At 39.8% G+C, this 12841-nt stretch carries 6 protein-coding genes; 5 read left to right on the top strand and 1 reads right to left on the bottom strand.

Annotation, left to right across the window (positions count from 1 at the left end):
• The 5 genes from VQ643_RS05510 to VQ643_RS05490 form a co-directional block, all read left to right on the top strand.
• Nucleotides 1–3722 (top strand): Ig-like domain-containing protein (locus tag VQ643_RS05510; protein ID WP_414198288.1); only part of this gene is annotated, 3722 nt, incomplete at its 5' end.
• A 209-nt stretch (nucleotides 3723–3931) separates the two neighbouring features.
• Complete coding sequence (locus tag VQ643_RS05505) at nucleotides 3932–6895, top strand: Ig-like domain-containing protein (RefSeq protein WP_414198287.1); 2964 nt, start codon at nucleotides 3932–3934, stop codon at nucleotides 6893–6895.
• 24 nt (nucleotides 6896–6919) lie between these two features.
• Entirely contained in the window at nucleotides 6920–8242 is a 1323-nt protein-coding gene (locus VQ643_RS05500; RefSeq protein ID WP_414198285.1) for a TolC family protein, read from the top strand.
• The gene (locus tag VQ643_RS05495) at nucleotides 8239–10395 is read left to right on the top strand and encodes a type I secretion system permease/ATPase (RefSeq protein WP_414198284.1); all 2157 of its coding nucleotides are present in this window, start codon (nucleotides 8239–8241) and stop codon (nucleotides 10393–10395) included. Before VQ643_RS05500 ends, VQ643_RS05495 begins: the two co-directional genes overlap by 4 nt.
• A 1-nt stretch (nucleotide 10396) precedes the next feature.
• Complete coding sequence (locus VQ643_RS05490) at nucleotides 10397–11617, top strand: HlyD family efflux transporter periplasmic adaptor subunit (RefSeq protein WP_414198283.1); 1221 nt, start codon at nucleotides 10397–10399, stop codon at nucleotides 11615–11617.
• Nucleotides 11618–12058: 441 nt separating this feature from the next.
• Here the strand turns inward: VQ643_RS05490 and VQ643_RS05485 are convergent, their stop codons facing one another.
• The gene (locus tag VQ643_RS05485) at nucleotides 12059–12298 is read right to left on the bottom strand and encodes a hypothetical protein (RefSeq protein ID WP_414198282.1); all 240 of its coding nucleotides are present in this window, start codon (nucleotides 12296–12298) and stop codon (nucleotides 12059–12061) included.
• Nucleotides 12299–12841 lie beyond the last annotated feature (543 nt).

Raw genomic sequence — 12841 nt, 5'->3', positions numbered from 1 at the left:
TTGGTGATAAAGGAATTACCAACGATACTACTCCTACACTGAAAGGCAGCCTCAGCCAAGCCCTAGGCGCTGGTGAATACCTAGCGATCTACCGCAACGGCAGCGAAATAGCTCGCCTTAGCGAAGCACAGCTTAATGGCAGCCTAACTTGGAGTTTTGAAGACAGCGGCCTAACAGACGCCACCTATACCTATACTGCCCGCGTCAAAGACGCTGCTGGCAACAACGGTGCTATCTCCAACAACTACGAAATCACCGTAGACACCCAAGTGCCGGATCAAACCGTACGTATCTTGAATGTGTTTGATGATCAAGCGCCTGTTACCGGTAATGTTGCTCATGGCGGATATACAGATGATAAGACACCAACTTTAACAGGGTCTATTAGTGCTGCGCTGAAAGCCGGAGAAGTGCTGGCGATTTATCTGGGTAATGTACGAGTCGGTCAGGCTCAAGTTAATGCTGATTTAACTTGGACCTATACAGGGCTTTTAAATAGCGATGGCGCTTATACGTTTACTGCGGCTGTTGAAAACACTACAGGTAGTAAAGGACAGCTATCAAATGAATATAGCATCAATCTAGATACTACTACGCCATCAACGAAAGTCAGCATCAACGGCTATATTGATAATGTCGGTGATGTTACAGGTGAAATGCCTTCTGGTAGCACTACAGATGATCGTAACCCTGTATTATTCGGCAAGATTACTGCTGGGCTTACAACGCGTGAAAGTATTTTGATTTTTGATACTACACGTGGTGCTATTGGCAGCGGCAATGAGGTACTTGTTGGAACAGCGGTAGTAGATGGTGATAAATGGACCTACAAAATTCCTGAATCACATCGTTTAGAAAACAATACGACACCTAAATTTACAGCAGTGATTTCCAATGGTAGTACTTATGGTAATGCGTCTGCAGAATTGTCACTGAAAGTTGATTTGGAAATTAAAGTTAACAACATCAATACATTGGATAAAAATCCAATTATATCTGGATCAGTTGGCTTTAAAATTTATCAAGATGAATATGTTGAAGTGACTATTAATGGAAAAACATATAACTCCAAAACTGGAGATGTGGTTGTAGATCCATTAAACAATACTTGGTATGTAAAACTACCAGCAAGTAATACCTTATCAGCAGGTACTAAATATGATGTTGTTGCCAAACTGATTAGGGATTCAGGTACTTTGGTGGTGAAAGATACTACCTATAATGAAGTCAATGTGGGGAAAAATCCTGTAGCTCCTGTTATCCCTGATAGTAATGATCCAGCAAATAAAGCAACAGGTATTACTATTGGTGAAGACGGCTTATGGCGTGTTTTCTCCAACATGAATGTATTGAACCAAACAGCCACTGATATTACCAATACATCCTCATTCTCATCTAATACATTAAACTCCAATGGTCGTAAAGGTGTTTATGGCTCAATGAGTTTTGTTGACTTTAACCGTAATGGTTACATGGATATTGTGGGGCTAGACTCTCAGTATGTGGATGGACAGCAAGCTTTTGAATACCGCCCGAATGCTGGAACTGTCGGAAGTAATGATGGCATTTCGAATAAAGACTACTATGCCTTTATTATTGGTAAAACAAATGGCAGTGGTGGCGTCAATTATAGTAGCGATGCAAACGTATACTCTTGGTGGGGAGGCACAGCTCTTTACGACAAAGTAGGTGATGGCTATGTCGACATCATCTATGGCGACCGTACACCTAATGATGCTAACGTGGGAGGGGGCTATAATACGCAGTTTGTTCTAAATAAAGGCGGTATTTTCTCTAAAGACCCAACCTTTGTTGATAGCACTGCTAATAGTGTCGACAAAGATCCCGATTATCAAAAGTATGGACAAACAAACCAAGCTACGCCACATAAGCTAGTTTCAACTGTTGACTTAAATAATGACGGTGCTGTAGACGTTGTATTTAACGGAACTTTTGGCAGTAACTATATAGGCAGTAAAAATTCTGGTACCTCTAGATCTACTGTAAATGGCCGTTTAGTTATAGCTAGCAACAAAGGCACAGGTGCACTAGAAGTTACCCAGATATTGACTGGTGTAGGTAATATAAATGGAATAGCAGGCTATTCAGATACAGATGGATTTAATGGTCAATCATTAGTCTGGGCAGACTTTAATGGTGACGGTTATCTTGACTTATTCTTAGGATCAGTGGGTAGCACCTACAACTCTACTAATAACAGCAGTTATGTGTTCTACAATGACAATGGAAAACTATCTCAAGTCGAAGCTATAGGTACGGTAGGTACAGCCAAAACCTACACTGAAATTGCGACCAATAAAAACGTAGGTGGCGCAATCAGTGTCGATTGGAATATGGACGGAAAGGCCGATGTTATTACTATTCCAAGGTTATCCTACCAAGGGCGACCAATGAGCACTACACAAGAAGTTAAGTTGTTAACTAATCAGTTTGGTGTGGCTTTCCAAGAAACAATCTTAGCTTCTTCCCAGGTTGTTACTTCAGCAGCAGGCGCAGGGAAAGGCTATTCCGGATTAGTTAATATTGACTTAGACTGGGATGGGCGTCAGGACTTACTTGTTTTCACGGGTAATGCAGGAACAACCTTTATAGAAAACAAAAATACCTTGAAAAAAGGTACTGCCTTACATCTTAAAATTCTTGATCAAGAAGGTATTAATGCGTTATTCGGTAATACAGTCCATCTGTATGACTCAAAAGGTAACCTTGTAGGCACCCAGGTACTAAACCATCAAGCGGGTAACCAAACAAGTAACAGTACGGCTCTTCTAAGCTTCTATGGTTTGGATCCAAAAGAGACGTATAACGCTGTATTGCTACGTAACATAGGTGGTGTTGAACAGCATGTAGGAGCCTCTAGTTTTGTAGGCCAGTACAATATAGCTAATGTAAATGCGGCTTGGGGTGGTTTGAAAACGGGAGAGAACTGGGACGCTTATGTGCTAACAGCCGAATCAGGTAAAGCTGTTAATGATGCCAGCATAGGCAATGGTGTTGTTGGTACAGGCTATAATGACACCTTCTTTGCTACACTTGGAGTGAATAAATATGAAGGTGGCGGTGGCAGTAAGCTCGTTAACGGTGTACGTGAATGGAGTAACACTGGTGGCCTTGATATTATTGACTTCAAGCTCGCAGGGAAAACAAATATCACCGTAGACTTACGTTTATCTAATTTCCAAGATACCGGTTTTGGTGTGCATCAATACTCTAATATTGAAGGTGTAAGAGGCGGTGCAGGTAATGACACCTTCTACTCAAATAGTAAAGACAACTTCTTTGATGGTGGCGCAGGTAATAATACCTTCCATCTGAAAGCTGGTGGACAAGATACTATTATGTATAAACTGCTGTCTAATAACAGCTCAGGAGGCCATGGCACTGATATTATTAATGATTTCTGGGTGGGTACAGTAGAGGCTACTGCTAATGCGGACATTATTAATATCAAGGAGCTCTTAGTAGGCTATACCGGAAAATCTTATTTGGAAACAGCAAAATACGTTAATGGTAAGGCTACATTACTAGATGACAGTATTACTAAATATCTGCGCCTAGAAGATGGCGTTCTATATTTAGATAGAGATGGTGCAGGTGGTTCGTTTAATGAGGTGAAATTAGCAGATATTAATTTCCAAAATGTGACGAATGATCAAGTTGATCTGGCTACTTTGCTAGCAAATCATCAGATTGTTTTTTAATACTTGATAGCCGCTTGAAAGTGCCTATAGTTGAGTTTATTGTAGGCACTTTCTTTATTTGTAAATTATATAAAACTATATTTTTTTTAATGTAAAAATATTCGTTATTATGCGTTATAAAAGTCTTTTCTAATGGGCATCTACTGAACAGGAACGGACTTTAGTTGAGCACCATGTGTTTAGTGTCGGGCTAGAGTAGGAGATTAGCTGTGGCTATTTCAATAGGATTAGTGAGTAAGAGTCACAAGACAGTACGTGCTGCTAGTAATGTTAATCAGTCTGCGGTCACAGTGAAAGTAGCAGACAATGAACTCTTTAGCATAAAAAAAACAGAACTAAAAGGGCTTAGGGTTAGGCAGCCAGAAGATGAAATTCTCGTTATAAATGCAGCCAGTGATAGTGACTATCTCCTTATTGATAAAAATGGAGAAATAGCTACAAATGAAATTAAAGCTAGCAAAACAGGCAATGACCTTTGGATTTATACTGAAGCTAATAGCGATAAGCCTAGTGTTATTATCAAAGGCTACTATGCCAACCCCGGTGAATTATTAATCACACAAACTGAAGGCAGTATAAATATATTGCAAGCACCACTGGGTCAAGCTTCCATTAGCGCACTAGAAAGTAGCTCCATGACTAGCCTTGAGGTAGGGCAAACCATTGACTACTCGTTATCTTGGCAAGGCAGCAGCGTTCCAGAGTTTGATTCCTCTTGGTTATTAGTAGGGGCATTAGGCTTAGGTGCAGGTGTCGCCTTGGGGAAAAATAGCAGCAGCAAACATTCTTCGCATTCTGACTCTAGCCACACCAAAGTAAGCGCCCCAAAAGTAGATTTAAATAACGGTAAAGGACTTTTTGGTACGGGGGATGCAGGCACTACAATTATTGTTTTAGATGCCAATGGCAAGCAAGTAGCCTCCACCTTAGTTGATAATAATGGCAAGTGGGCAATTAATGGTAACCCTCTAAAAGAAGGTGAAAAGGGTACTATCTTTGCCAAAAGCCCTGACGGTTCAGAAAGCAGTAAAACAGAGATTACAGGTGGCAAGCAAACTGCCGCTGAAACCCCTATTGTCACTCAAAATGACGAGTTCACCCTGGCAGGTACGACCGAAAAAGGCTACGCAGTAAGAGTGATAGTTAACTATTCGGGTAAAGATACCGTCATTAATGCCACAGTAGATGCAAATGGCAAATGGATAATTGATAAACCATTACCCGACGGTGCTTTAATCCAAATTATTGCACGTGACCCTGCAGGCAATGACAGTACCCCCGTAATCATTAATGTTGGTAATAATACAGCACCTCTATCCCCTTTAATCCTTGAGAATAATACTGTCTTATCAGGTACAGCTGTCGGCAAAGGGAAGGTGATACTCTTTGACCAAAATGGTGTTGAAATAGCCTCTACTGATATTGACTCATCCGGTAAATGGAAATTTACTGATAATCCTTTTTCCTCAGGCACTAAAGGCTATATTCAAGTTGTTGATAATGCTGGCAGAGGCAGTGAAAAAGTTGAAATAGTAGGAAATCTTGCCTCTACATTACCTACACCAACGGTATCAGTAAATAACAGTAAAGGGCTATCAGGAAAAACAACCCCCGATAGCACAGTGACCATAAAAAATGCTGCTGGTGACGTGGTTGGTACAGTTAAAGCAGATAATAAGGGGAACTGGTCTTTCGCAAAAAATCCTCTTGCAGAAGGTGAAAAAGGTACTATTACCGCCTCTATAGATGGCCAGAAAGACAGTAAGCCGCATGAGATTACTGGCGGTGATCAAACACCACCCAATAAACCTGTTATCGAAGTCAATAATGCAGGTGTCCTATCTGGCACAGGGGAACCTAATAGCGGCTTAATCTTTAAAAATGAAAAAAATGAGATTATTGCTAAAGGCCGGGTTGATGCGGATGGCAAATGGAGTATATCACCCAACCCCTTTACAAAAGGTACTAAAGGCACTGTTCTTAGCAAGGACAGTGCAGGTAATACGTCAGAAGAGTTGGCTATAGAAAGCGGCGCCAAAGAAGCCCCACAAGAGCCTGAAATACTTATTAATAATGGCAGCGAATTATCGGGTAAAGGCTTGCCAAATAGTCAGGTAATTATCCGTAATGAAAAAGGCGAAGTAGTTTCTAAAGTTACTGTTGATGCTAATGGTATTTGGACCTCCAAACCAAACCCAATAAAAGCTGGAGAGATTGGTAAAATTAGCAGTGCAGACCAAGACGGTAATGAAAGTACAGGTTTTAAATTAACTGGAGCACATTCTCCTGCTAGTGCTCCAACGATCAGTTTAGACAAAGACACAGGCCAATCCGATACTGACAGCATTACCAATAATGGAAAAATTTTAGTTACCGAATTAGGGGGTGCCAATCGTTGGGAGTACTCCATTGATGGCGGCAAAACTTGGCATAAGGGCGGCAATGGAGCCTTTATGTTAAAAGATGGCACTTATCTTGATGCACAAGTGCAAGTTAGAGCCTTTGATAAGTCAGAGAATGTTAGCCTTTATGCCAAGCTTGATAAGGTTACAGTAGATACTGTACCGCCAGCAGCAGTGAAGCTTACAATTTTAGGAGCAGACTTAGGCAAGGTTGTTGTTAATGAGATTGAAACAGGCGCCACTTGGGAATACTCAACAGATGGTGGAAAAAATTGGCATAAGGGGTCAGGTGACAGTTTCCAATTAGCCACTGGTAAATATGCGGTCGGCGATATTTTAGTTAAACAAACAGATATTGCGGGCAATACCAGTACTGCTTCCTTTAATGAAAGGGAAGTTCAGGTTAATAAAACACTTGAAACACAAGATGACACAACTGAACAGACACAACTACTGGCAAATATAGAGCCGGTCTATAGTGTTATTGGAAAAATATTAGCATTAGGCGAACAACTGGAGCAGGATACAATTTCTAGCTTGAAAAGCCAGAGTGCGTTTATTGATTTCTCTTTAGACGGTTTACTTGCGAGTGAAAGTGCCCAACAAAAAGCACTCAACTTAATATTTAATGAACCACAGGATCAGAACTTATCCTATGCTGAGCTTGTAGAGGCAGTTGATACAACATTAGATGCCTACAGTTTCTATGACATCTCAATAGCGAACATTTTGCAGATAGAACCTGAACAGACTATAAGCAATGTTTTTTAATCTGGTTTTAAAATGGAAGCTAGTGTGAGCAAGGTTCAGATAATTAAATTCTGCTGTGCAGTATGCTGTGTTTTTTCTTTTTCAATCAGCTGGGTTCTTGCCAATACGAAGCTTGAGCTTGAGCAAAAAGCTAATGCACTTACACTAGAAGCTACAGTGGATAAAGCCTTAAATTGGGATTCTGGACTATCAGGATTGGTCAATAAACATAAAGCGCAACTAGAATATGTTTATCAGAAACAAACCGAATATTATCCACAGCCCAATCTCTCTTTTTCTAAGGATATGAACAATAGCAAGAAAGGCTATGTTTCTAGTATTAGCGTCACTCAACTGCTTTATTCATTTGGAAGAGTTTCCTCACAGATAGAGTCTTTAAAAGCACGTGGAGATCAAAGCATATTAGAAGTCTTTGTTGGTGCCGATGAGGTCGCTGAGCGAGCTGCTCTAATGTATGTTGATATTAAGCGCTACGAGGAGTTTATTCCATTAGCCGAAATGCAGCTGCAATCAGTAGAAAACATTACCGCTTTAGCGCGTGAACGTAGTGATGCAGGCGCTGCCTCTAAAGCAGATTTAGTTCAGGCAGAAGCACGATTAGAAACAGCTAGACTACAACTTAATACACTGCATCTGGAGCATAAGAATCTTTTAATCAACCTTAGCCAAATGATAGGCGAGCCTGTCACTAAACTATCTAAAGAAAGAATTAATAAAGAACTTTATAGCAGTCTATGCCGTAGTGCTAATATTGATTTTAATGCAGTCCCTAGAGTGCAAATGGCTAGTGCAGGTGTGACTGTTGCACAAAAAGATAAAGAAGCAGCACGTCGAGATGGTATGCCAACAATAGCCTTGCAAGGCTCTTATCAACATAGAATAAACGGTCAGTATGATAATGGTTACTCACGTAATGATCACTCAATAGAACTTATTGTGAATGCCCCTTTAGGTAGTGTTTACACTACTGGCTCCAAACAAAGAGCTGCATCCTATCAAGAAAATGCAGCCCTAGATGATCTTAAGTATGTGAAAAATATAATAGAAAATAACTGGCGAAATAATCAGGTTAAACTTGATGAAATTATGTTGCGAATAAAAACATTAGACTCACGGAATATCTTTTTAAAAGAAGTCGTTAAGCTTTATAAAGATCAATATGTTTTGTTAGGGCAAAGAAGTATTTTAGATTTACTTAATGCAGACCAAGAGCTACATCAATCTAGACGAGAGCTAGTTGCAGCAGAATACGATTACTTAGCGATTAGCATTAGCTGCGCCTCTCAGTTAGGCCGGTTTCGTGAAAGCCTCAATCCCTCTAATACTGTTCGAGGAGTTAGTAGATGAGCAGGGACAATGTCGCGCAAAAGAATATAACAGAATCTTGGTTACAAGCATTACTGCTTACAGCTACACATTTTAGGGTTCCCGTATCAGAAGAGAATGCCAGAGTTAACTTTTCATACAGTTCAGGCGCACAACATAAGTCAGAGTTAGAGCGGCTTTCTAATAATTTTGCATTATCGCTAGAATGGAAAAAAGTAACAGCAGATATTTTAAATCCATGGTACTTACCACTAATTATTAAATTACCTGATAATGCGGCTGTTTATGTAGAGAATATCTCAAATGATGGCACTGTTAAAATTGTATTTTGTGGGCTAAATAGTACGACTAATCAGCTACCTATCAAAAAATTTCTAGAACTGATAAAAGGCTGTGAAGCTGTAGTTGCAAGACCTAAAAGAAATATCGCAGACGCTCGAGTTGATGACTATATCAAGCCTTATAAAAAAAATTGGTTTTGGAGCATTGTTTTAAGAGATAGTAAATATTTTATCTCTGTCTTATTAGCGGCACTTTTAGCTAATGTTTTAGCACTCAGTTCAATTTTGTTTTCTATGCAAGTCTATGACAGGGTTATTCCTGGTAAATCTATCCCAACATTAGCTGTGCTTTTTATTGGCGTTATTATCGCTATGGTTTTTGAATTCACTATGCGAATTGTGCGAGTTCGCTTAATTGACTTAATAGGAAAGCGAGCTGATTTAAAAATTACAGATACAGTATTTGGGCATGCATTACGTATTCGCATGAAAGATAGAGTAAGGTCCACAGGCACTTTTGTTTCACAACTGAGAGAATTGGAAAATGTTCGTGAAACTATCACTTCTACGACCGTAACAGCAGCCTCTGACTTGCCATTCTTTTTACTCTTTTTATTTATTATGTGGTTGATTGCAGGAAGCCTAGCTTTTATTCCGCTTGTGGCGTTATTTGTCATGATACTGCCAGGCATTTTATTGCAACCGCGCTTGGCACGACTGGCGAATGAAGCGATGCGCGAAAGTAGCTTACGTAATGCTTCTTTAATTGAAGCCGTACAATGTAATGAAGATATTAAATTCAATCGTGCAGAACCGCGCTTCCAACAAGAATGGAACTTTCTTAATGAAAAAGTTGGAGATACTAACTTAGAAGTTAAGTTTATTACTCAAGCACTGATGACATGGAGCCAAACAGTACAAACCTTAGTCTTTGCGGTCACCATATTAGTAGGTTCTTTCTTAGTGATGGATGGTGATATTACAACGGGTGTTTTACTGGGAGCTTCTATTTTAAGCTCACGTATGATGGCCCCTATGGCGCAGGTTTCAGCACTTTTAGCACGTTGGCAATCTACCAAAGTATCCTTGAAAAGCCTCAATGAGTTAATGGAAAAACCAGTAGATTCTGAGTTTGGAAAAAAGCTAATTCATAAACCTACAATCAATGGTCATTTTGTTTTAGATAAGGTTGCAGTGACCTATGATGTGAAAAAACCACCCATACTTGGAATCAAATACTTAGAAATTAAACCTAATGAAAAAATTGCGTTATTAGGTCGAAATGGCTCAGGCAAGTCGACATTACTTTATACCTTATCAGGCTTGCTAGATCCTGTTACGGGACAAATAAAGCTCGATGACGTCAATTTAGCCGCTATAGATCCTTATGATGTACGCCGCGACATAGGTTATGTAGGCAGTAACTCTCGTCTTATCCATGGTACTTTACGTGACAATATGACATTGGGCAAACCGGATGCAACCGACAGCCAAATAGTGCAAGCACTGACGTTAGCTGGAGCAGGCGAGCTCGTAAAACGAAGTAGCGATGGGCTAAATCTAATTTTATGGGAAGGGGGTATTGGCCTATCTGGAGGGCAGCGGCAAGCCGTTCTACTTGCACGAACCTTCCTGACTCAATCAAAGATTTTATTGCTAGATGAACCAACTTCTGCCTTAGATGAAATAGCAGAACATCAGCTTATATCCAATTTAAAAAATTGGGTTGCTGATAAAACATTAATCGTAGCTACACACAAAACCAGCGTTTTGTCTTTAGTTGACCGCATTATTGTCTTAAATAATGGGCAGATTGTCTTAGATGGACCGCGTGATGATATTCTGAAAAAACTGATTGGCGATAACCCGTCATCCACTCCGGTAGGCGTTTAGAATGAGTAAGAAAAAAAATGCCGGCTTGAATTTGCTAGAGCAAGAGAATTTAAGAGGTGTCCCTTACTTTTATGGTGGACAGCACGAGCCTAGCATACCTAAAACAGCTTATTTAGTGCTCCTAGTTTTTTTATTCTTAAGCATTTTAGTACTGTGGGCTGCAGTTTTTGAAATTGATGAAGTTACCAAAGGGCAAGGAAAAATTATTCCATCTTCACGGGAGCAGGTTATTCAATCACTTGAAGGTGGCATTCTATCTACCTTAGAAGTGCAAGAAGGTGCCCTGGTTGAAGAAGGGCAGGTGTTGGCATATTTAGATGAAACACGTTTTGAATCCTCCTTAGATGAAAGCCGTAGCCGCTACAAAGCTAACCTAATTAAAGCTGCTCGCTTGAAAGCTGAAGTCTCAGGAGAACCTTTCGTTATTCCGTCATCAGTTACTGATCCAGAGCTAATATTGGCTGAACAAAGACTATATAACTCACGTAAAGAAAGGCTAGAGCAGTCCGTTAAAGGTGTAGAACAGTCTTTAAGGCTATACAAGAAAGAAGAAGCCATATTACTTAAGTTAGTACGCACAGGCGCCTCCAGCGAAGTTGAATTGATACGTTTGCAAAGAGCTATTGCTGAGTTGGAAAGCAAAAAATTAGAGCTACGCAATGAGTACCTAGTGAATGCTAGAGAACAGCTCTCTGAAGCTAATAAAGAAATTGAAAGCTTAGAGTCTATTATGCGCGCTCGCGATGATGCCCTAAAAAGAGCAAAAGTTATTTCACCTGTAAGGGGAATCGTCAAAAATATTGAGCTAAATACCAAAGGCGGAGTAGTGGCCCCAGGTGGAAAAATTATGGACCTTATTCCACTGGATGATCAACTGCTAGTCGAGACGCGTATTTCACCGCAAGACATTGCCCATATTCGCCTAGACCAAGAAGCCTTAGTAAAGATTACAGCATATGACTATGCCATTTATGGTGGCTTAGAAGGCAAGGTAATTCTTATTTCGCCAGATACTTTACGCGATGAAGTCAAACGTGACATGGTTTATTACCGAGTGCTGATTCGTACAGAAAAAGATGTATTAGTTAATAAAGCAGGTACTGAATTTCGTATTTTTCCAGGTATGGTAGCCGAAGTTGACATTAAAACAGGCCAGCGCTCAATATTGAGATACCTAATAAAACCACTTAACCGCGCCCGAGAAGCATTAAGAGAACGCTAAAGATCTTAGGATAAATAAAAGCCCTAGTTAGAGATAGCTAGGACTTCTATCGTTAGTGACCTTACTATTTTGGGATATCATTGCTGGCTTAGATTTAGGCTAAATTCTTTTCTGTTCAGACTATTTTTCATCAATTACTACAGATGCTCCACCACAGCACTTACAGTCAAATGGAAATTACATAGCGCCCAAGCCAAATGCGCGATTGACTTGCTTACAGAGCTCTGGACATTAGAGGCTTTTCTAGATTGATTCATTAATGCCTTTGCATCAGTATTTTTAGTTAGCTTTTACCGCTAATAAAAATATCACGGAATATTTCCAAGGCGTTTAATTATGCTGTAATTTAAGTGGGTTGCGCTAATTGCCAGCGTGCAGGAAACATCAGTAGTGCGTATTTTCTGTCGCAAGTGACAAGGGACTTTTGTGTAAACTCCATCGCTAAGACGAAGCCCAAGTCAGCCCCAGAGGTAATTCAAAACTGCTGTATTCTATATGTACAATGTGTCGGTGCTTGGGGGAAACCCTTTGCTGCGCTGAGTTGAGCTTTTTCTCTGCATTACGAATCCCTTGCGTTGGAAAATCAACAGCTAAAGTTTCAAGTTCCGTAATAATGATTTGAATATCATCTTTAGTAAGAAACTGGGAGTGAATTTCAAATCCGTGTTCTTCAATATTCATAGGTAATTTTAACCTTATAAATAGACGCTATAGGTAGTAGCACTAAGAATCAGCCTTGCTATGCAAATACTTTAAATGATATTTAGTTGCTATCTTTTCTAAAGAGTGGGGAATATATAATTTTTTGACTGTTTATTTAGATAAACCTCACTAGCCCTCCTCAAAACCTAGTGTTGTGACAATAAAGTTTTTAACCTTAATGTCACAGTTTTAAAGGTTATTGCCATGCCACAAGAAATGTGGGATGCTAATAAAGTTGGTAACAAATCTGCTCGCTAAGCCGCATGCTAGCGTCTCGAAAAAATCGCATGAAAAAATAAAGTTGGTAACTTTTAGCGCTCTCATGAGATTTTGATGCTAAAAGCATGCTAATAAAGTTGGTAACTTTTAGCGCGTATATATTAAGCGAATGAATGTGCTGGCGTATGCATTATAGCTTTATTAATATCATCAGCTTGTAGTTTCTACTGAAGTGCTTCACGCCCCAGTTATGTGTTAAATACGGCTCAAGACTCCGTGATATATTTCTCACCACTGTATTTT

It is taken from the genome of Pseudomonas sp. F1_0610 (assembly GCF_047470865.1).
Taxonomy (GTDB): domain Bacteria; phylum Pseudomonadota; class Gammaproteobacteria; order Pseudomonadales; family Pseudomonadaceae; genus JAZDRH01.
The sequence above is the reverse complement of the archived record's forward strand: the minus strand, read 5'-3'. Positions and strand labels throughout refer to the sequence as shown.

Bases quoted from the DNA above. Each gene is read 5' to 3' on its own strand.
- VQ643_RS05490 (WP_414198283.1), top strand. From the start codon at position 10,397: ATGAGTAAGAAAAAAAATGCCGGCTTGAATTTGCTAGAGCAAGAGAAT.
- VQ643_RS05495 (WP_414198284.1), top strand. From the start codon at position 8,239: ATGAGCAGGGACAATGTCGCGCAAAAGAATATAACAGAATCTTGGTTA.
- VQ643_RS05485 (WP_414198282.1), bottom strand. From the start codon at position 12,298: ATGAATATTGAAGAACACGGATTTGAAATTCACTCCCAGTTTCTTACT.